The sequence below is a fragment of the Enorma sp. genome (assembly GCF_982429025.1).
The window spans coordinates 31,744-52,067 of the sequence record NZ_CEWCAA010000012.1 but is presented as its reverse complement, the minus strand read 5'-3'; the positions used below and the strand labels follow the sequence as shown (position 1 = coordinate 52,067).

The 20,324-nt window shown below is 63.6% G+C and carries 14 protein-coding genes and 1 tRNA gene; 4 read left to right on the top strand and 11 right to left on the bottom strand.

The features are described from left to right. Positions 1-55: 55 nt before the first annotated feature. The 9 genes from AC1VS5_RS03685 to AC1VS5_RS03645 all read right to left on the bottom strand — a co-directional run bounded on the left by AC1VS5_RS03685 (position 56) and on the right by AC1VS5_RS03645 (position 11,266). The gene (locus AC1VS5_RS03685; RefSeq protein ID WP_481217725.1) at positions 56-1,492 is read right to left on the bottom strand and encodes a chloride channel protein; all 1,437 of its coding nucleotides are present in this window, start codon (positions 1,490-1,492) and stop codon (positions 56-58) included. A gap of 10 nt (positions 1,493-1,502) precedes the next feature. After that, positions 1,503-2,291 carry a sulfite exporter TauE/SafE family protein gene (locus tag AC1VS5_RS03680; protein ID WP_087185658.1) on the bottom strand — a complete coding sequence of 263 codons (789 nt, stop codon included), beginning with the start codon at positions 2,289-2,291 and terminating at the stop codon, positions 1,503-1,505. Positions 2,292-2,411: 120 nt separating this feature from the next. Further along, on the bottom strand, positions 2,412-3,869 hold the full coding sequence (gene clpX, locus AC1VS5_RS03675; RefSeq protein WP_275060775.1) for an ATP-dependent Clp protease ATP-binding subunit ClpX: 1,458 nt from the start codon (positions 3,867-3,869) through the stop codon (positions 2,412-2,414). Beyond that, the gene (locus AC1VS5_RS03670) at positions 3,869-4,495 is read right to left on the bottom strand and encodes an ATP-dependent Clp protease proteolytic subunit (RefSeq protein WP_019128206.1); all 627 of its coding nucleotides are present in this window, start codon (positions 4,493-4,495) and stop codon (positions 3,869-3,871) included. The genes clpX and AC1VS5_RS03670 overlap by 1 nt, the downstream gene beginning before the upstream one ends. A 175-nt stretch (positions 4,496-4,670) precedes the next feature. Next, the gene (gene tig / locus AC1VS5_RS03665) at positions 4,671-6,005 is read right to left on the bottom strand and encodes a trigger factor (RefSeq protein ID WP_481217724.1); all 1,335 of its coding nucleotides are present in this window, start codon (positions 6,003-6,005) and stop codon (positions 4,671-4,673) included. Positions 6,006-6,104: 99 nt separating this feature from the next. Continuing rightward, a tRNA-Leu gene (locus AC1VS5_RS03660) sits at positions 6,105-6,188 on the bottom strand. A gap of 230 nt (positions 6,189-6,418) precedes the next feature. Beyond that, on the bottom strand, positions 6,419-7,009 hold the full coding sequence (locus AC1VS5_RS03655; protein WP_417061925.1) for a metallophosphoesterase family protein: 591 nt from the start codon (positions 7,007-7,009) through the stop codon (positions 6,419-6,421). Next, positions 7,006-8,964: a BMP family ABC transporter substrate-binding protein gene (locus AC1VS5_RS03650; protein WP_481217723.1), complete on the bottom strand. Its 1,959-nt coding sequence runs from the start codon at positions 8,962-8,964 to the stop codon at positions 7,006-7,008. Before AC1VS5_RS03650 ends, AC1VS5_RS03655 begins: the two co-directional genes overlap by 4 nt. Positions 8,965-9,070: 106 nt before the next feature. After that, the gene (locus AC1VS5_RS03645) at positions 9,071-11,266 is read right to left on the bottom strand and encodes an alpha-galactosidase (protein WP_481217722.1); all 2,196 of its coding nucleotides are present in this window, start codon (positions 11,264-11,266) and stop codon (positions 9,071-9,073) included. Between the two features lie 519 nt (positions 11,267-11,785). On the opposite strand from AC1VS5_RS03645, the gene AC1VS5_RS03640 reads away from it, so the two are divergent. The 4 genes from AC1VS5_RS03640 to AC1VS5_RS03625 are packed head-to-tail and all read left to right on the top strand — an operon-like array spanning position 11,786 to position 18,428. Further along, complete coding sequence (locus AC1VS5_RS03640) at positions 11,786-12,850, top strand: LacI family DNA-binding transcriptional regulator (protein ID WP_481217721.1); 1,065 nt, start codon at positions 11,786-11,788, stop codon at positions 12,848-12,850. An 18-nt stretch (positions 12,851-12,868) separates the two neighbouring features. Beyond that, positions 12,869-14,422: a 4-alpha-glucanotransferase gene (malQ, locus tag AC1VS5_RS03635; protein ID WP_481217720.1), complete on the top strand. Its 1,554-nt coding sequence runs from the start codon at positions 12,869-12,871 to the stop codon at positions 14,420-14,422. 1 nt (position 14,423) lies between these two features. Further along, positions 14,424-16,688 (top strand): glycogen/starch/alpha-glucan phosphorylase, encoded by a 2,265-nt coding sequence (locus tag AC1VS5_RS03630; RefSeq protein WP_481217719.1) that lies wholly within the window; start codon positions 14,424-14,426, stop codon positions 16,686-16,688. A 36-nt stretch (positions 16,689-16,724) separates the two neighbouring features. Continuing rightward, a complete protein-coding gene (locus tag AC1VS5_RS03625; protein WP_481217718.1) occupies positions 16,725-18,428 on the top strand; it encodes a glycoside hydrolase family 13 protein in 1,704 nt (567 codons plus the stop codon). 173 nt (positions 18,429-18,601) lie between these two features. Here the strand turns inward: AC1VS5_RS03625 and AC1VS5_RS03620 are convergent, their stop codons facing one another. Both AC1VS5_RS03620 and AC1VS5_RS03615 read right to left on the bottom strand, forming a co-directional pair. Then, a complete protein-coding gene (locus tag AC1VS5_RS03620) occupies positions 18,602-19,447 on the bottom strand; it encodes a carbohydrate ABC transporter permease (RefSeq protein ID WP_019128197.1) in 846 nt (281 codons plus the stop codon). Beyond that, on the bottom strand, positions 19,447-20,316 hold the full coding sequence (locus AC1VS5_RS03615) for a carbohydrate ABC transporter permease (protein ID WP_481217717.1): 870 nt from the start codon (positions 20,314-20,316) through the stop codon (positions 19,447-19,449). Before AC1VS5_RS03615 ends, AC1VS5_RS03620 begins: the two co-directional genes overlap by 1 nt. Positions 20,317-20,324 lie beyond the last annotated feature (8 nt).

Below are 20,324 nucleotides of genomic sequence, written 5' to 3'. Positions count from 1 at the left end.
CATCTAACTGAGTGACGCTTCGCCGCGTTGTGCGGCAACCACGGGGCAACGCGCCCTACTCGCCATCTCCATCGCGCACACCGGTGTCGTGGTGCTCGATGGCATCCGCCACGGTGAAGCCCTGGTCCTCGCCAAGCGAGCGCCACTTGGGCGTTACGATGCGCTGCGCCGGGTACACGCCGCGGTGTCCCGCCACCAGATAGCTCACAAACGAGACGATAACGAAGTACGGAGCCGCCAAACCCCCGAAGAGGTCCACGCCGAGCAAGATCGTCGTCATGGGCACGTTGAGCGCCGAACCGAACACGCCCACCATGCCGAGCGCCGCACCGAACGCCGGCGTAACGCCAAGCGAATAGCCAAGCGCCGCGCCGAGCCAACCACCGAGCGAGGCCCCGATGCCGAAGATGGGCGTGACCTCGCCGCCCTGAAAGCCCGCCCCCAGCGTAAGCGCCGTCATGGCGAGCTTGAGCAACGCATCGACGGGCGTCGCGGCCCCCGTGAACCCAGCCTCCACAAGCCACGAGGAAAGTCCTCCGTAATCGTATAAGCCAAAGACCACATAGGTCCCGAGCACCACGAACGCGCCAACCAGCGCCGCTACCAAGTAGTTCGTGATATGGGCGGCATAGAATCGCTTGACAACGCGAATCGCCCCCGAGAACATGCGCGCCGCGATACCGAAGACCACCGCGGCCAGCACCGCGAACGCAAGCGAGGAAGGCCCGAGCTGCGGGACCATGCCGATGGAGTAGCTCTCGCGCGGGGCTCCGAGCGCCGTCGTCACGGCATCGCCGACAAACGAGGCGAGCAAACAGTACACGCCAGCGCGATATTGCAGCTTGCCCACGAAGCACATCTCCATACCGAAGAAAGCACCCGCAAGCGGCGTGCCGAACACCCCGCCGAACGCAGCGGAAATGCCCGCCATGAGGAGATCTTGATGATCGTATTCGCCAAGCTTGAAGAGACGCGAAACGGCATCGGCAATCGTCCCCCCAATCTGGACCGCCGTGCCCTCTCGGCCCGCCGAACCGCCGGCAAGATGCGTGGCAACCGAGCACACAAAGGTGAACGGTGCCATAACGGGCGGAATGCGCCTGCCAGAGACCGCGCAATCAATCACCAGGTTATTTCCGCGCGCAGCGTCCTTGCCGTACCTGCGATAGAGCCACGCGGTGAAGACGCCAACCGCCGGCAGCAGCGCGAAGCAGATGAGATGGGCTTCGCGAAAACCCGTAACCGCATCTAGGCACGTGAGAAACGCCCAAGCAGCAACGCCCATGAGCGCTGCGACAAGCGCGACGAGCGAGAAGAGACGCAGGCTCTGCCATGCGTTGCGAGCCCCTCGAATCGTATCCTCGGCGAACACATGCTCGCGAGCTCGCAGGTAGCCACCGATGGCGGCAGATGTACGAGCAGGTGCCCCGGCTCCGTCGAACTCAGAGACGGATCGCTCTTCCATACCGGCTGCGGTGTCGCTCTCCTTCATTATTGCGCCCCTAGAAAACGAGGTGCTTGGCTGCGTTGTACACGCAGATGAGCACGATGACGACCATGAGCCCGCTGAAGAGCTTGTCCACGTGGCGCTCGTCGATATGCTTGTTGATGGCGCGCCCGCAGATGCCGCCCAAGATGCCGCAGCAGATCATGCCCGCGATGAGCAAGGGGTCGATGACAGAGAAATCGACGGTAGGAATGCTCGTGACGGTACTCGTCGCCTGCGAGCACAGGATGATGAAGAGCGAATTCTGCGCCGCCTGCTTTGTGCCCATGCTGAAGAAGAAATAGAGCACGACGAGGTTGATGGGGCCTCCGCCGATGCCAAGGAACGACGACATGACGCCGAGTGCGAAACCGATGACCACACACGCCGCAGCACCCGAGATGCTGAGCGTGGAGATACGGCTCTTGTTGAGGTTATAGACGAGCGTCCCGATCGTGATGATGCCGAGGGCGACCGCCTGAACGGCACCTGCGAGCTCGGGCGTGGGAAACAGCCCCTCCACGATATCGAAGAGCTGCTTTCCCGCGAGGCCGCCCACCGCTGCTCCAACCGCCAGGGGCACCGCCGTCTTGCCCTCGATGGAAGTTGCGCCCGAGAGACGGTTGCGCAGCACCGAATAGCAGGTCATGGCCAAGACCGTGCAGCCCGAGAGGAAGTTGATGGTACCGGGCAAGAGCGCACCCGAGGCATCGAGTACGGGCTTGATGATCACGCCGCCGCCGATGCCGCAAATGGCCCCGATAATCGAGGCGCCGAAGCTGATGATGAAGAACAGGGCGTACATGAAACCTCCCGTTACCCGAGCCATACGGTTTCCCAGTATAGCGCGGATAACGGGAGGTCCAGAAACTTCGTCCTACGCAAAATGAGGACAGAGGAGATTTTACCCGAGCAGACCAGCTACCTATGCGGCGCGGTAAACGCGGCGTGGCTGCTCCTCGCCGCGGACGGCGGCGGCGGTCACCACGACCTTGGCCACGCCCTGCTCGCTCGGCAGGTCGAACATCGTGCGCTGCAGAACGTCCTCGCAGATGGAACGCAAGCCGCGGGCACCGGTCTTCCGCTCGAGCGCGAGCTTGGCCACGGCGCGCAACGCCTCGGGCTCAAACTCGAGCTCGCAGTCTTCGAGCTGGAACATGCGGCGGTACTGCTTCACGATGGCGTTCTTGGGCTCGGTGAGAATCGAGACCAAATCGTCTTCGTCAAGCGCCTCGGTGTGCGTGATCACCGGCGTGCGTCCGATGAACTCCGGAATCATGCCGAAGCTGTTGAGGTCCTGCGGCAGAACCTGGCTCAAGAGGTCGTTCTCGTCGGTGGAGGTGGGGCCGGCGAGCTCGGAGTTGAAACCGATGCCCTTGTTGCCCACGCGGTCCGCAATGATCTTGTCGAGCCCCACGAACGCGCCGCCGCAGATGAAGAGGATGTTCGTGGTATCGATCTCAAGGAGCTCCTGCTGGGGGTGCTTGCGCCCGCCCTGGGGCGGCACGCTCGCCACGGTACCCTCGAGGATCTTGAGAAGCGCCTGCTGTACGCCCTCACCCGAGACGTCGCGCGTGATGGAGAGGTTCTCCGCCTTGCGCGCCACCTTGTCGATCTCGTCGATGTAGATGATGCCCACCTGGGCGCGCTCGATGTCGCCGTCGGCTGCGGTGATGAGCTTCAGGAGGATGTTCTCCACGTCCTCGCCCACATAGCCTGCCTCGGTGAGCGCCGTGGCGTCCGCGATGGCAAAGGGCACCTCGAGGATGCGCGCGAGCGTCTGCGCTAAAAGCGTCTTGCCCGTACCCGTGGGGCCCAGAAGCAGGATGTTCGACTTGGCGAGCTCGACATCGGCCAGATCGTCCGCCGGAGCAGCATGTTTTCCGAGCGGAGCCTGGGGGGTGCGCCCGTCGCTCGAGTCGAACGCCCCCTCGGCAGCCCCGCCCTCGAGCACGCGGCGGTAGTGGTTATAGACCGCTACCGACATAGCGCGCTTCGCGTCCTCCTGGCCCATCACGTACTGCGAGAGCTCATCGTAAATCTCATGCGGCGTGGGCACGCGGGTGATGACCTGACGGCCCGAGCCCTCCGCCTCCTCATCAACCGCCTCGACCTCAGGCGTCGCGAAGGCATCTGCGCCGAAGGCGTTCTCCCCCATCATGTAAGGATAGCCGGGGTTCTGCTGCATGAAATCGTGGGCGAGCGATTCCTCGAGGATCTCGACGCATGCCGAGACGCACTCATCGCAGATAAAGGTGTTGTTGGGCCCCTTCACGAGCTTGCGCACCTGCCCCTGCTCCTTCCCACAGAAGGAGCAGCGGATGGTGCCGCCTTGCGATTCGCCCTGGTTGCCGGTCATGCCGGAGCGGGGATCCATGGCCATTATTCTGCACCCTTCGCAGCCTCGGAGCGGTTCGCGATAATCCGGTCAACGAGGCCGTACTCGAGGGCGTCGGTGGCGCGCAGGTAATGGTCGCGCTCGGTGTCCTGCTTGACCTTGTCGAACGGCTGGCCGGTAGCATCGGCGAGAATCTGGTTCAAGTTCTTGCGGATGCTCTTGATCTCCTCAGCCGCGATCTCGATCTCGGTCTGCTGCCCCTGAGCGCCGCCGCTCGGCTGGTGAATCATCACCATGGAATTCGGCAGGCAGAAGCGCTTGCCCTTGGCGCCACACGCGAGCAGCACCGCCGCCATGGAGGCGGCCATGCCTACGCAGATGGTGGAGACGTCGGGCTTGATGAAGTTCATGGTGTCGAGAATGGCAAGACCGGAGTACACCTCGCCGCCGGGAGAGTTGATGTAGAGCGAGATGTCCTTCTCGGCATCCTGGCTCTCCAGGTGCAAAAGCTGGGCGATCACGAGATTCGCGGTCACGGAGTTGATCTCTTCGCCCAGAAAGACGATACGGTCGTTCAAGAGGCGGGAATAGATGTCGTAGCTGCGCTCGCCGCGCGGGGTCTGCTCGATGACATAGGGCACGAGCGCGGAATCGGTTCGAAGTAGCGCCATGGGGCTCCTTTCTTCATGCGTTTCAAAGACGTACGGTGCCCGGCCTGCTTGCGGGCCTGGCACCGTACGGAAGACGCCGGTTTACCGGTATGATACTGTACCCAGAACACGGGCTGCTACACCAACGGGCAGCTCGCCGAAAAACATCGGCAAACGCCCCGGCAGCGGAAGCGAGCTACTCGGCAGCGCTCTCGGAATCGTCGGCGGTATCGCCCTCGTCCTGCTTCGCGCTCTCGTCGACCTCGGTAACCTGGGCGTTCTCGACCAGCCAGTCGCAAGCCTTGGAGCGACGGATGGAGTCGCGGATGGCGGGCATGCGGCCCTCGGCGATGAAGCTCGCCTTCGAGGCCTCCACGTCCTCGACGCCGGCGTTCTCGAACTCCTTGTCCACGTCCTCGTCGGTGACCTCGACCTTGAGCTCGCGGGCCAGAGCATCGAGCGCGAGGGACTCGCGGGCCACGTCGTTGGCCTGACGATGCAGGTCGGCGATGAACTGGTCGGAGGTGATCTGCGAGGCCTGGAGCCACTGGTCAAGGCTCATGCCGCGCTGGGCAAGGTTGTTCAGGAAGGTCTGGCCGAGCTCCTGGAAGACGGACTGCTCGTAGTCGGCGTCCATCTCCTCGAGCTCAAGGCGCTCGGCGAGCGCGGCAACAGCGCGGTTCTCCTTGAGGGACGGCAGGCGGGAAGCCTTGTCCTGCTCGATCTCGATCTTCACGGCGTCACGCATGGCGGCGATGTCATCGAAGCCGAACGCGCTCTTGGCGAGCTCGTCAGTGAGCTCGGGCACCACGCGGGCCTTGATGTTCTTGACGGTGAACTCGGCGCTGGCCTCCTCGGGCTCCTCATCGCCCTCGGCCTCAGGCGTCCAGCTGACCTCCTTGACCTCGTCAACCTTCATGCCCTTGAGGGCCTCCTCGACAGCCTCGGGAAGCACGCCGGAGCCCATGGCGAACATGCGGTCATCGCCGGCAAGCTTCTCGGCACCCTTCACGTCCTTGACGGAGAGGGTGATGAAGTCCTCGGCATCGATGCCGCGGTCCTCGACGTCCTCGAAGCGGGTCTGATAGCCCATGAGCATCTCGACCTGAGCGTCGATCTCGGACTCGGTGACCTCCGCCGGGGGCATCTCGATCGCGACGGGCTCATAGGAGCTGAGCTCGGGCGTGGGACGGAGCGTGTACTCAACGGAGAAGGTGTACTCCTCGCCGTCCTTCACGATCTCCTCGACCTTGAAGTCGCCGTCCTTGACGGGCACGATATCGAGCTCGTTCAGGATGGCGGGAGCCGCCTCGTTCACAACGGCCTCGGTGGCGTTGGCCAGGGCAAACTGCGCGCCAAGCGTACTGTCGATGACGGGACGCGGGGCCTTGCCCTTGCGGAAGCCCGGGAAGCGATACTGCTTGGCAGCTTCCTTGTACGCCTGCTTGATCGCGCGGTCGACGTCTTCAGCGGCGATGGTGACCGTAGCGGTGAGCTTGCCGTTCTCGACATCAGATGCAGAGATGTTCAACGTTCCTCCTCTTACCTTGCCAGCGTATCGTTGGGTGCTGGAAACCCTGGTATACCTAAAATAAGCCGCCTGCGGCCAAAGCGCGGAGCGCCTGCGCGCTGGTGCGGGCGAAAGGACTCGAACCTTCACGGGAAGCCCACTGGAACCTAAATCCAGCGCGTCTACCAATTCCGCCACGCCCGCAATGTGCGCACAGCCTTAGCATGATACCAGATAACGCCTGCTTGCAACTGATGAACGTGAAGCTGCACAAATGAGACGGTTGCGGGGAGCACGCTCAGCCGCCGCTCCCCCGTTCGGGCGCCCTTCACGGATGTTCGCCGCATGTTTCGGCCCTAGATGCGTAAGAGCGCCCGAACGCAGGGACGTATCACGCAAGAGCTTCCACACGGGGGCATGCCGCTGACGCAGCGCTACAGGTCGAACATATAGGAGCCGCACGCGTTGACGATACGCGTGCCGGCGGGATGCTCGATCACGCGATCGATGCGCCCGTACTCCATATGGATGTGCCCGTGAACGAGATAGGCTGGCCGCAGAATCTCGATCGCGGTGTTGAAGGCATCGAAACCGGTGTGCGCGTAATCGTCCATGTCGCCATAGCCATACGGCGGCGCATGGGTCACCACGATATCCACGCCGCCGGTGAGCTTCGCCTGAAACGCAAGGCGTATCACCCTCCGGCGCATCTCCTGTTCGGTAAACCCGTAGACGCGCTCGTTATAGCGCATGGACCCGCCGAGCCCCATGATGCGCACGCCCGCCACCTCGCGAATGCGGCCGTCGATGCCATCGCAGCCCTCGGGCGCGTGCGAGCGATAGGCGGTATCGTGATTTCCCGGTACGTAGAGAAGCGGGAGATTGGCCATCGTAACCACATGCTCGAGGTATCGTGCCGGCAAATCGCCGCATGAAAGGATCATGTTCACGCCGCGCAGGCGCTCCGGGTCAAAGCCCGTCGTCAGCCAGCTCTGCTCAACATCTGCGATGGCGAGGATCTTCATGCGAGTGTTCCCTTATGCGGCAGCTTCGCGATATCGACGGGGATGAGCCCGCTGACCTCGACCTTCTCCAAGCCTTCCTCGGAAAGCTCTCGTTGCTCGGGCAAGCGGCCCACCACGTTCGCATTGAGCCAGCTCATGCGCACGATCTCTTCGCTCGAAAGGCGGCCCGCCTCGGCGGCCTTCACCGGGCCCTCCTGGCTTGCAAGCTCACCGGCAAAGGGATCGATGCGCCGCGTGAGCACCGACTGCCGCAGCACCTCGATGAGCGCCCGCTGGCCATAGGGCAGTCCGTCCGAGAGCCCCACATCGAGCACGCCAGAAGACATTCCCCACCAGTAATTGAGCGCAAGGCCCGAAAGCTCGCTCTGTTCCTTGTGCCACGTCTCGCTGCGGATAGACTGCACGATGAGCTGGTAGTAGCGCCCCCATTTCAGCACGGGCTCGGCAAGGTGCGTGGTCGTTCCGTCTTCCTCCACGCGGTAGAGCCCCCATGCCTCGTCCGGGTCCGCCGGGTTGGGATAGTCTCGCGCCGAGACAATCCGCACCTCGTCCTCGGCAAGCTCACGCTTCCAATCGTAATCCTTCGCCGAGAACCACTTGAGATAGACGGTCACGAGCGGGTCGACCATGGCCGCGCCGATGGCGAAGGCGTTGATCTCAGACACGCTGCCGAAGACCGGGGTCTCGGCGACATACCCGACCTTATGGTTTTCCGCCATGCTCGCTGCGAGCGCTCCAAGCAGGAACTTCGCCTCGTACAAGCGGATGCTGAACGTGCGCACCGCGCTATGCGAGAGGCTCACCGAGCAGTTGATGAACGTGCATTCCGGATGCGCCACCGCGGCACGCAGGCTGTCGCGCATCTGGGTGGGCGCGATGGTCACGATGAGATCGGACCCCTCGGCCAGTGCGTCGTCCACGGCAAGGTCGAAATCGGTCGCATCGACGCAATCGCGGTAGGCTCGGGTCGAGATGGTCGCCCCCAGGCGCCGCTCAAGCTCGAAGCGCCCCTGCTCATGGAGGGCCGTCCAGCCGTCAACGAGCGGGTTTTCCCCGTAGATGAACGAAGCCCGGAACGGCTTCGAGCGCACGACATCCTTATAGAGGTTCTTAAGCTCGGGAATGATGGCGGCGCGGCTTGTGCGCGGGTCTTCCAGATAGGCCACCTTGCCGCCGTCGCGCTTGACGACGAACTCGTCCCACATGCGCTTGACGTGCCGATCGACCTCGCTCGGCAGCGCGCGCACCGCCTCGTCATAGCCGAAGACGCCAAGGTAGGCAAGGAAGGCCTCCCCCGCCGTGAGCCCCAGATGCTCGCCCCCGCGCTTGCGGAAGGCGCCGAGGAACGTCTCGAACGCGGAGCTAAAATCGCGCACGACCTCCTGCGGCCAGGCATGCTCGAGGTCCTGCCCCGCAAATGCCGCCAGCCGCACGTAGTCGCCCTCGCGGGTGAACACGATACCGTAGATGGGCGCTACGCTGAAGAAGCGCATGAACTCCTGGTAGATGCGATAGGTCTCAGTATCGGAGGGCATAGGCACCACGCGCGTAACGGACGCGAGAATCGTCGGCTGCCCCAGATAGCGCAGAACGGAAACGCGCTTATTGCCCTCCTGCACATAGAAGCGCTGCATGAACTCATAGACGACGATGGGGTCGCGTATACCCTCAGCGCGCTGCGAGTCGATGAGGTCGCTCCACTTCATCGAGAACTCGGAGCCGCTCTCGGGCAGGGGCATGAAGTTCGTCGCGAAGGTGTTCTGACGCCCGCGCGTGCGCGTGCCCGCGATGAGGTCGATATCGATCTCCATCGTGCCCATGGGGACCTCGCCCTGGTACCCCTCGCCCTTGAGGATATCGTCGAGGGCGGGCAGGTACGGGTAGCGGCCCGCAGAAACGTCCGTCTGAAGCTGCTTATGGCCGAGCTTGCGCGCACGGCGATAATCGTCGAGCATCTTCCCCACCTCACTCGTTTCGCGGTCCGGCACCACCGGCGGCAGCGCCCCCACCGATTAGCGCGCTCGAACAGCCCGCAGGCAGACGGCGCGCGACCACCCCCTGCTAGGCGTCGACACGCTCGAAGCGATACATCACCGCAGCATTCGCGTCGAGCCCCACCGGCAAGGGGAATCCAGCATCCATGAGAGCGTCGGCCGGATAGACCACGCCCGTGTCCAGATTCCGATAGAGCGCTCCCGGGGTGAGGCCGCGCGGAACGACATAGTTCGCTACGCCGTACCCGTTAACCGAGAGCAGCACTGCGCTCACCACGGCACGTGACCCGTCCTCGGCAACGTACTCCCACGCGCACACGGCATCCGTAAGCGGTGAGCTCAGACGGTAGAACAGGCCCTCGCGCACCAGGTCCTCGACCTCGTGATAGCGCTTCACCTGATTGCGGATGTGCTCGCAGGCGCGCTCGGGCAGCTTGAGCAGATCGAGCTCGTAGCCGAAGCCGCCCCCCTGCATGGCAACGATGCCGCGCGTCGTGATGGGCGTCTCGCGCCCGTTGACCTCGTTGGGGCATGCCGAGACGTGCGCGCCCATGGCAGACGCCGGGAACCCGAACGAGGTGCCGTACTGGATGGTCAGGCGATTGATGGCATCGGTGTTGTCACTCGTCCAGATCTGCGGCGTGTAGTAGAGCATGCCCGCATCGAACCGGCCACCGCCCGCAGAGCAACCCTCGAAGAGAATCCGGGGATAGCGCTGGACGAGACGCTCGAGCAGGTCGTACAGGCCGAGCATGTAGTCGTAGAGCACCTTGCCCTGATCGTTCGATGCGCGGGAATAGGTGTCCACGATGCTGCGGTTGTAATCCCACTTCACGTACTCGATGTTGGCCTGATCGAGCACGGCGCAAAGCTGCGCATAGAGGTTGTCGCGCACCTCCTCGCGCGAGAGGTCGAGCACGAGCTGATCGCGACCGAGCACGGGGCCCTTCCCCGGCACCGCAAGCACCCAGTCGGGATGTTCGCGGTAGAGCTCGCTGTCCTCGCTCACCATCTCCGGCTCCACCCAGATGCCGAACTTGAGCCCCAGGGCGTTCACGCGGTCAACGAGTTCCTTCAGGGTGCCGCCGAGCTTCCCCTCATTCACCGTCCAGTCGCCGAGCGCCCGGAAATCATCGCGCCGCGTGGAGAACCAGCCGTCGTCCATGACGAGCATCTCGATACCCAGGCTTGCGGCCTGTTCGGCGAGGCGTACCAGGCTCTCGCCCGTGAAATCGAAATAGAAGGCCTCCCAGCTGTTGAGCAGCACCGGACGCGGACGGTCGCGCCACATGCCGCGGCATACGTGCTTGCGGATGCAGCGGTGGAAGTTTTGGGAGACGCGCTCGATGCCCGCATTCGAATAGGTCATGATGACCTCGGGCGCGACCAGCTGCTCGCCCGGAGCAAGCGGATAGGAGAACCGATCGTCGGAAAGGCCCATCTGCATGCGCGTCTGGTTGTACTGCTCGCAGGTGACCTCGGCCTCGAACCCACCGCTATAGACGAAGTTCATGCCCCAAGCACGACCCGTAGATTCCGTTGCCCGCTCATCGCAGAGCACCATCACCGGGCTGTACTGGTTGGAAGACATGCCGCGACGACTTCCCACCGAGAAGGTCCCATGGCCAACATGGTGGCGATCCGGGGTGCGCTCCATGGCATGGCGCCCATAGAAGGAGATCACGTCGTACTCGCCGTGCACGAAGTCGAGGCATGCCGTCTGGGCACGGTCGACCGTTACGACGCCGGTGCCTTCGTTCTTGATGATCGCGGCGCGCGTGATGATGTCTATCTCGGGGAGGACGCCGTATAGCAACTCAACGGTAATGCCCACGCGCTCGTCGGCAAGGCGGATGACGAGCGTCTCAGCTCCATCCGACTCATCCTCGCTATAGACCGCGGGAAGCCCGGGAAGGTCGTACTTGCCGGGCCGAATCTCGTAATCGCGGTAGCGAAGGTCGCAGCCGAACGCGCCGTGGTCGTCGCGAACGACCAGCAAGGGGCTCCTCATGTCTCCCGCGCCTTGGAAGGGGTACTCCTGGGGCAGCACGTCGAGCGAGTACGTGCGGTCGTGAACATCGTAGGGGCAGCCGCACATTCCGCTCCGGTCGGCGTAGGTCACCAAATAGGCCATATAGCCGTCCGTGCGTGCCCCGTAATACAGATGCAGCAAAAAGCCGTACGAATCGGCCTGCATCTGGTACGTCGAGTTCTTGGTATTGATGGTGAAGATCTTTGTCTCTTCGTCAACGACGATCGGCATGATACCTCCCCTTTAGTTGATGCTCACGCGGTGTGGGCGCCCAAGGGGAAGCAGCCGCAGCCGCCACCCGAACGACACCTCGGTCAAGCAGGCAAAACCCTGCCCGTTGCATTATAAACGCGCATACCTCGCAATAAATCGCAGAGTGAACCAACACAAGCTTAGCAAACTTATCGGGCTGGCGCGGCCCAGCGTTCGGCGAGGTGCGGCTCGGAGGGCCCGGCGTCCGGCGAGAGGCGATGTTGGGCAGGGCGTGGCATGCGAAATAGCTTGGCGCCTCTCGGAGCGCAGCATTCAGTGAGGCAGAATCGAGCGGGTCGCAGCGTGCAGCGCGAGGGCAGCGCTTGACAACGTGCGGAAAACCGCGGGTCGCAGCGCGGCAATCCAGCCCCGTCACTCGATATGTGATGAAACTGTGACTAAGTTATGGAACCGTTTCCATGAACTATCTACCAACGTTATTTAGCCTATAGTACAGATTTATGGAACCGTTTCCATATCACAGGTATAAGGAGGGGCATGAACATCAGGGACATCGCGAAGCGTGCCGGCTACGGCGTCAGCACGGTCTCGCGCGTCATCAACGGCCAATCCAACGTGAGCGACCAAGCACGCGAGCGCATCCTCGCCGTGATGGACGCCTGCGGGTACGAGCCCAACACCAACGCGCGCTACCTCAAGATGCGCTCGCCCTCCCCTGTCGCCGTCTTCGTCATGGGAACGAGCAACCGGCTCTTCGGCGACATCCTCGCCCGCATCCAGGCGCGATTCTGGGCCCTGGGCGAAGAGGTAGCCGTCACGCACCTGGAAGACGATGCCAACGAGGTCCAGTTCGCCATCGGCTACCAGCAGACGCGCCATCCCAAGGCGATGCTGTTCCTTGGTGGCGAGCGCACCTACTTCCGCGAGGCCTTCGGCCAGATTACGGTTCCGAGCGTGCTCATCACCAACACCGCAGAGGGCCTGGGCTTCGAGAAGCTCTCGAGCGTTACGATCGATAACGAGGCAGCCGCCGCGCGCGCGATCGATTACCTCCATGCCGCCGGCCACCGCCGCATCGGCATCCTCGGCGGCACGCGCTCCCCGGAACAGATCGGCGGACGCCGTCTCGAGGGCGCGGAGAGCGCGCTCATGGCCCACGGCATCGTCTTCAGCCGCGACCAGGATTATGAGCCCTGCGACTTCACCGAAGAGGCGGGATACCGCGCCATCGGAAGGCTTCTCTGGCGCTCCCCGGACCTTACCGCCGTCCTCGCGCTTGGAGACGTCATCGCCTTTGGCGCCATTCGCTCCATCTACGACCGAGGGGGCAGCGTTCCCGACACCCTCTCCATCATGGGCTTCGACGGCACCGCGCTCTCGCGCTACTCCGTCCCTCGCATCACCACCGTGCGGCAGGATACCGATGCCCTCGCAGACCGCAGCGTGGACCTGCTCCTCCAGGGCATGCAGGGGCCCGCGCAAGCCCTGCACGAACTTGCCCCCTTCAACATCCTCGAGCAGGAGAGCGTGGGCGCGCCCAACACCAGCGGCGTCGCGGACCTTCTTGCCGCCGCTCGCGATACGCACCGGCCGCACCGCTAGGAGAAGGGAACCGTCCTCATGAGAAAAGCCGGAATCCTCATGCCCATCACCGCGCTTCCCTCGCCATGGGGCGTGGGCACCATGGGAGCAGAAGCGCGCTCGTTCATCGACTTCCTCGCCGAGGCAGGCGTATCGGTCTGGCAGGTTCTGCCCATCGTGCCCACGAGCTTCGGCGATTCGCCCTACCAATCGTTTTCCACGTATGCGGGCAACCCCTACCTCATCGACCTCGACGACCTCGCCGCCGAGGGGCTTCTCGACCGCGCGGAGTACGCCGGCCGCACCTGGAGCTCCCAGGCCGACCGCGTGGACTACGGCGCGCTGTACGAGGCGCGATTCGATGTGCTCGCCTGCGCAGCGCGGCGGCTTACCAGCATGCACCCCGACGAGTTCTGCGCCTTCTGCAAGCGCGAGGCCTCCTGGCTGGATGGCTATGCCCTCTTCATGGCCCTCAAGGAAGCCCATGGCGGCGCCTCGTGGAACACCTGGGAGGCAGCGCTCCGTCATCGCCAGCCCGTCGAGCTCGCTCGCGCGCGCATGGAGCTCGCCGACCGCGTGCGATTCTGGCAGGCGGTCCAGTGCCTGTTCTTCCGCCAGTGGGAGAGCCTGCGCATCTACGCCAGGACCGCAGGCATCCGCATCATGGGAGACCTCCCCTTCTATGTAGCCCTCGACAGTGCGGACGTCTGGGCGCACCCCGAGCAGTTCCAGCTCGACGAAGAGCTGCGCCCCACCGAGATCGCCGGCGTTCCCCCCGACGGGTTCTCGGCCATCGGGCAGATCTGGGGGAACCCGCTCTTCGCATGGGACCGTATGAAAGCGGAGGGCTACGCTTGGTGGATCGACCGGATCTCGTTCCAGCTGCGCCTCTACGACATCCTGCGCATCGACCATTTCCGCGGCTTCGACTCCTATTTCGCCATCCCCACCGGGGCGGCAACCGCTGCGGGAGGACGCTGGCGGAAAGGCCCGGGCAAGGCGCTCTTCCAAGCGCTGAGGCTTGCCGTGGGCGATGTGAGCATCGTGGCAGAAGACCTGGGATACCTCACCCCGTCGGTGCGCCAACTCCTCGACGACACCGGGTTCCCCGGCATGAAGGTGCTCGAATTCGCCTTCGACACGCGCGATTCCGAGGCCGGAGACGACACCTATCTTCCGTTCGCGTATCCCGAAAACAGCGTGGCCTACGTTGGCACCCACGATAACGACACCGCGCTCGGATGGCTCGCCAACGCACCCGCGCCCGATACCCGCACGGCACGCGAGTACCTCCGTCTCGACGACCGCGAGGGCGAGGGCTGGGGCATGATGCGCGGCATCTGGGCGAGCGCCTCGGAACTCGCCGTCGTGCAGATGCAAGACGTGCTGGAACTCGGCAGCGAGGCGCGCATCAACACTCCTTCAACCCTTGGAGGCAATTGGACTTGGCGGGCGCGTCCCGGCTTTGCGAGCAGATCGCTCGCAGCGCGCCTGCGCCACCAACTTCACCTCTACCACCGCATTCCAGCCGATGAGGCGCGCGTGGCAACCGCCGCGAACGGCGCCGCAGAACCCACGAGCAAGGAGGACTAACATGGACCTCGAAACCAGCCTGGCAAGCACGCTCGACGCCATGGGGACGAACCTCGACCAAGCAAGCCCGGAACAGCTGTTTTGCGCGCTTCTGCGCGTTACCCGCGACGTCGAGCTCAAGCAGCAACCGGCGCAGGGCGACCGAAAGCTCTACTACTTCTCCGCCGAGTTCCTCATCGGCAGGCTCCTCCGGGCAAACCTGCAGAACCTCGGCTTGCTCGACGATGCCGAGCGCATACTCGCCGAGCACGGGACCTCACTCGCCGAGGTCGAGGACCGCGAGCCCGAGCCCTCGCTCGGCAACGGCGGGCTGGGGCGCCTAGCGGCATGTTTTCTCGACTCCATCGCCTCGCTGGGCCTTCCCGGCGACGGCGTGGGGCTCAACTACCACTTCGGCCTCTTCCGCCAGGACCTTTCGCAGGGCGTGCAGCTCGAGAAGCCGAATCCCTGGATTGAGCCGGATTCCTGGCTCATCGAGACGGGCTCCTCGTTCACGGTGCCCTTCGGCTCGGGCGACCTTTCGGCCCGTATGTTCGACATCCAGATTCCCGGCTACAAGAACGGCGTGTGCAACCGCCTGCATCTCTTCGATGTCATCGACCCTGCGCCCGCACCCGAAAACGGCATCGCGTTCGATGCATCCGATGTGGCGCATCAGCTCACCTCGTTCCTCTACCCCGACGATTCCACCGAGGAAGGGCGTCTTTTGCGCGTATACCAGCAGTACTTCATGGTCTCGGCGGGGGCGCAGCTCATATTGAGTGAGCTTGCGGAGCGCGGGCACCAGCCTTCAGAGCTTGACCGCTACGTGGCAATCCACATCAACGACACGCACCCCTCGATGGTCATCCCCGAGATGATCAGGCTCCTCATGGAAGACGGCATGCCATTCGACCAGGCGGCCGATGTGGTCGAGCGCACCTGCGCCTACACGAACCACACCATTCTCGCCGAGGCGCTCGAAACATGGCCCATGCGCTTCATCGAGCAAGTGGCCCCCGGCATCGTGCCCATCATCCGCAAGCTCGATGAGCGCGCCCGATCCCGCAGCAACGACGAGCGCGTTGCCGTCATCGATTCGAGCGACTGCGTGCACATGGCCCATATGGACGTTCACTTCTGCCATGCGGTGAACGGCGTGGCGGCGCTCCACACCCATATCCTCACGAGCTCCGAGATGCGCCCCTTCGCAGAGCTCTACCCCGATAAGTTCTCCAACAAGACCAACGGCATCACCTTCAGGCGTTGGCTCCTCGACGCCAACCCCGCACTCGCCCGCTGCATCACCGAGCGAATCGGCGATGGCTGGGTAACTGACGCCCAGCGGCTGAGCGGCCTGCTCTCGGTAGCCGATGCCGACGCGCTTACCGGCGAGCTCGAAGCGATCAAGCAGCACAACAAGCGCGCGCTCGCATCCTGGCTGCAGCGGACGCAGGGCATCAAGGTCGATCCCGAATCCGTCTTCGATATCCAGATCAAGCGCATGCACCAGTACAAGCGCCAGCAGATGAACGCCCTCTACGCCATCTGGAAGTATCTGCGCATCAAACGTGGAAACGTTCCCACGCGCCCCGTCACCATGATCTTCGCCGCGAAGGCCGCACCCGCCTACGAGCTCGCCAAAGACACCATCGCGCTCCTCCTCGCACTCTCGCGCCTCATCGAGCGCGACCCCGCGGTCTCGCCCTGGCTGCGCCTTGTGATGGTCGAGAACTACAACGTCACCGCGGCCGAGCACCTCATTCCCGCCGCAGACATCTCCGAGCAGATCTCGCTCGCGTCGAAGGAGGCCAGCGGCACCTCGAACATGAAGTTCATGGCAAACGGCGCCGTGACGCTCGGCACGCTCGACGGCGCGAACGTCGAGATCGCCAACCTCGTGGGCGCAGAGAACATCTATCTCTTCGGTCGCTCGTCAGAAGAGGTCATCAAGCTCTACGAGACGGATGGCTACCACCCATGGGACCTCTGGCAACACGATTCCGAGATGGCCGAGGCGATCGACTTCATCGTCTCGCCCGAGCTTCTCGCATGCGGCAATGCCGCCGCACTCGCTCGCGTGTACAGAGACTTCGTGGCGAAGGACTACTTCATGGCCCTGCTCGATGCTCGGGACTACGCGGCCACCAAGGAGCGCTGCCTCGCCGACTACGAAGACCGAGCGGCATGGGGGCGCAAGATGCTCGTGAACATCGCGACATCAGGTTTCTTCTCGTCGGACCGAACGATTCGCGAATACAACGACGAGATCTGGCATCTGGGTTAGCTGGGGCGTGCGCCCAACGGTTGAAAGGAGCTTTTCATGACCAACGCACATGCTGATTGGTGGAAGCAGGCGGTAGTGTACCAGGTGTACCCGCGCAGCTTCTACGACGCCAACGGGGACGGCCTAGGCGACATCGCAGGCGTCACGGCAAAGATCGATTACCTGGCCGCGCTTGGCGTCGATGCCATCTGGCTCTCGCCGTTCTACCCGTCTCCCCTTATCGATGGCGGATACGATGTGGCGAACTACCGCGACGTGGACCCGCGCCTGGGCACGCTCGAAGACTTCGACAAGATGGCTGAAGCCGCCCACGCCGCCGGCATGAAGGTGATCGTGGACATCGTGCCCAACCATACGTCCACCGAGCACGAATGGTTCCGCGCGGCGCTCGCAGCGGGCCCCGGCTCTCCGGAGCGCGACCGCTATATCTTCCGTCCGGGCCGGGGCGAGCACGGGGAGCTGCCCCCCAACGGTTGGAAGTCAACCTTCGGCGGCCCTGCATGGGAGCCGGTTGGCGACGGCGAGTGGTATCTGCACCTCTTCGCTGTAGAGCAGGCCGACCTCAACTGGAAGAACCCCGAGGTCCACGAGGACTTCAAAACCACCCTGCGCTTCTGGAGCGACCGCGGCGCCGACGGCTTCCGCATCGATGTGGCCCATGCTCTTGCCAAGGACATCGACAGCCGCCCGCTTGAAGACTGGCCCGACGACCCCGGCCAATCGAGCCTCGCGCAGAGCGGCAGCGACGACGAGAACCCGCTCTGGGATCGCCCGGAGGTCCACGACATCTACCGCGAGTGGCGCCAGGTGTTCAACGAGTACGAGCCGGCGCGCTTTGCAGTCGGCGAAGCATGGGTGGCACCCGAGCATCAGTGGATGTACGCCTCCACCGATGAGCTTGGCCAGGTCTTCAACTTCGAATTCGCCAAGAAGAACTGGTTCGCCGCCGACTTCCGGCTCGCCATCGAGGAGGGCCTCGATGCTGCCGAGCGCTCGAAGTCAACGACCACATGGGTCCTTTCCAATCACGATGTCCCGCGCCACGCAACCCGGTTCGCCCTTCCGCAGGTGCCTTCGAGCACCCACCACCAGATTGCAACCGACTGGCTGCTGCGCGACGGCACGACCTACTACGAGGACCGCGAGGCGGGCACCCGGCGCTCTCGCGCGGCGCTCCTCATGGAGCTCGGGCTCCCTGGATCGGTCTATCTCTATCAGGGCGAGGAGCTCGGCCTCTTTGAGGTCGCCGATATCCCGTGGGGGGCGCTCGAGGACCCTCAGGCGCAGATGACCGCCCACGGTGACGCCATCAAGGGCCGCGACGGGTGCCGCGTTCCGCTCCCGTGGACATCGCTCGATGCGACAGGCGACTTCGGCTTCTCCGGCCCTGCCGACCACGCCGCCCCGCACCTTCCGCAACCGGCGTGGTTCGCCCAGTTCGCCGTCGACGTCGAAGAGGGCGACGAGGCTTCGATGCTCAGCTTCTACCGCGCCGCACTCGCGCTTCGTCGCGCGCTGATCGTGCCCACGGGCGATACATCGCTCGCGTGGGACGAGGCCAACGCAGGCGACGTGGTTGCCTACCAGCGCCCGCTTGCCGACGGCCGCACACTCGTGAGCATGACGAACTTCGGAGCGGCGCCTGCAGCACTGCCCGCAGGAGAAGTGATCATCGCCTCCGCTGAGCTTGTCGACGGCAAGCTCCCCCAAGACGCTTCCGCTTGGATCGCCTGCGCCTAGAGACGCAGACGATACGCCGCGCGCCGGCAGGCATAGCACAGGCGCGCTCGACCCCGGGCTGCAAGCCGCTATCCATATGGCTTGCAGCCCGGTTTTTTCTGCCCAACGCAAAGCGCGCCCGCAGCTTCTCGGAGCTGCGGGCGCGCTGCATGAAGCGAGCGAATCTGTAAGCGCTACTTCACGGCACCGTTGGTGACGCCGCCGATGATCTGCTTCTGCGCCACGATGTAGAAGATGATCATGGGGAGCATGGCGAGCAGGTACGAGGCGAACGCGAGGTTGTAGTTGGTGGCGAACGCGGTCTGGAAGTTCATCTGCGCGAGCGGCAGGGTGTTCACGCCCGAGCCGCCCATGATGACGAGCGGGGTCATGACGTCGTTCCACACGGCCAGGCCGGTGATGACGGCGACGGTCGCATGCATGGGCTTCATGAGCGGGAAGATGATCTTCCAGTACGTCGTCCAGGTGCTCGCGCCGTCCACGCGCGCGGCCTCCTCGAGCGCCACGGGGACGTTACGCAGGTAGCCCGTGTAGAGCATCATGTTCATGGGCATGTAGAAGACCACGTAGAGCACCATGACGCCCACCATGTTGTCGAGGTGCATCACGGCGGTCTGCTTGACGAGCGGCATCATGAGGATCGCGAACGGCACGTACATGCCGGCGATGATGAAGTAGTAGGAAACCTTGAAGATCTTCTTGCGATCCATGTTGCGCCCGATGGCGTATGCCGCGAGGCTGTGCACGAGAATCGACACGACCACGGCCGCAACCGTGATGATGAGCGAGTTCATGAACGACCGGAAGAAGTCGGTGACCCGCATGGCCTCGATGAAGTTGTCGAGGCTCCACGTGCTCGGCAGCGACAGGATGCCCGCGATGTCGTTGGTCATCTCGGACGGATCCTTGAACGCGATGACGACCGCCATGTACAGCGGGAAGACGATGGTGATGAGACCCACGATGAGCAGGATGGTCACAGGCCAGTTGACCCGCTCCTTGACTTTTGCCTTTGCCATTAGAGCTGCTCCTCCTTACTGTTCAAGAACTTGGTCTGCAGGATCGAGACCACAGCGATGAGGATGAAGAAGATCACCGCGTTGGCGCACTGGAACCCGAACTGGCTGTTGTTGAGACCGTTCTGGTAGATAAGGTACGAGATGGACTCGGTGGACTGCGCCGGGCCGCCGGAGGTCATGGACACGATCTGGTCGAACACCATGAGCATGTCCTTCATGACGAGCACCATGTTGGTGGTGATGGAGGGCATGATGAGCGGGAACGTGATGTAGCGGAACTTGTCCCAGCCCGTCGCGCCATCGAGCGCGCCGGCCTCGTAGACGTCCTCGGGAACGGAGGAAAGCCCGGTGATGTAGATGATGGTCGTCTGCGCGCACGCCTGCCACACCAGCACGACCACGATCGCGACCCAGGCCCACTCGGTGCTCGCGAGCATCGAGGCGGTACCGGTGAGGGCCGGCAGGATGTAGGTGAAGAAGTAGCTGAAGACGTAGCCCACGACCAGGCCGCCGAGAATGCGGGGCACGAAGTACACGCCGCGGAGCGCGCTCTTGAACTTGATCTTGCTCGAGAGGCCTATCGCGAGCGTCAGGCTGATCACGTTCGTGAGGATCGTGGCAACGACAGCGACCTTGAACGTGAAGAGATACGAGTTGAGCACGCGCGAATCGGTGAACAGGTCGATGTAGTTCTGGATGCCCACGATGCTGAACGAGCCATAGCCCTTGGAGTCCGTGAAGCTGTAGAAGAAGCCCGTGATGAGCGGGATCGTATTGAAGAGAACGAAGATCACCAAGACGGGGATGAGAATCGCCATGAACGTGCGATTGCGCGCCGACCCGATCTTGGCCTTTGCGGTTTGAGCCATGTGTATAC

What these genes read in the sequence shown, in the direction of transcription:
- AC1VS5_RS03685 (WP_481217725.1), bottom strand. Translation starts at nt 1,492, where the DNA reads ATGAAGGAGAGCGACACCGCAGCCGGTATGGAAGAGCGATCCGTCTCT.
- AC1VS5_RS03680 (WP_087185658.1), bottom strand. Translation starts at nt 2,291, where the DNA reads ATGTACGCCCTGTTCTTCATCATCAGCTTCGGCGCCTCGATTATCGGG.
- clpX (WP_275060775.1), bottom strand. Translation starts at nt 3,869, where the DNA reads ATGGCCATGGATCCCCGCTCCGGCATGACCGGCAACCAGGGCGAATCG.
- AC1VS5_RS03670 (WP_019128206.1), bottom strand. Translation starts at nt 4,495, where the DNA reads ATGGCGCTACTTCGAACCGATTCCGCGCTCGTGCCCTATGTCATCGAG.
- AC1VS5_RS03655 (WP_417061925.1), bottom strand. Translation starts at nt 7,009, where the DNA reads ATGAAGATCCTCGCCATCGCAGATGTTGAGCAGAGCTGGCTGACGACG.
- AC1VS5_RS03650 (WP_481217723.1), bottom strand. Translation starts at nt 8,964, where the DNA reads ATGCTCGACGATTATCGCCGTGCGCGCAAGCTCGGCCATAAGCAGCTT.
- AC1VS5_RS03645 (WP_481217722.1), bottom strand. Translation starts at nt 11,266, where the DNA reads ATGCCGATCGTCGTTGACGAAGAGACAAAGATCTTCACCATCAATACC.
- AC1VS5_RS03640 (WP_481217721.1), top strand. Translation starts at nt 11,786, where the DNA reads ATGAACATCAGGGACATCGCGAAGCGTGCCGGCTACGGCGTCAGCACG.
- malQ (WP_481217720.1), top strand. Translation starts at nt 12,869, where the DNA reads ATGAGAAAAGCCGGAATCCTCATGCCCATCACCGCGCTTCCCTCGCCA.
- AC1VS5_RS03630 (WP_481217719.1), top strand. Translation starts at nt 14,424, where the DNA reads ATGGACCTCGAAACCAGCCTGGCAAGCACGCTCGACGCCATGGGGACG.
- AC1VS5_RS03625 (WP_481217718.1), top strand. Translation starts at nt 16,725, where the DNA reads ATGACCAACGCACATGCTGATTGGTGGAAGCAGGCGGTAGTGTACCAG.
- AC1VS5_RS03620 (WP_019128197.1), bottom strand. Translation starts at nt 19,447, where the DNA reads ATGGCAAAGGCAAAAGTCAAGGAGCGGGTCAACTGGCCTGTGACCATC.
- AC1VS5_RS03615 (WP_481217717.1), bottom strand. Translation starts at nt 20,316, where the DNA reads ATGGCTCAAACCGCAAAGGCCAAGATCGGGTCGGCGCGCAATCGCACG.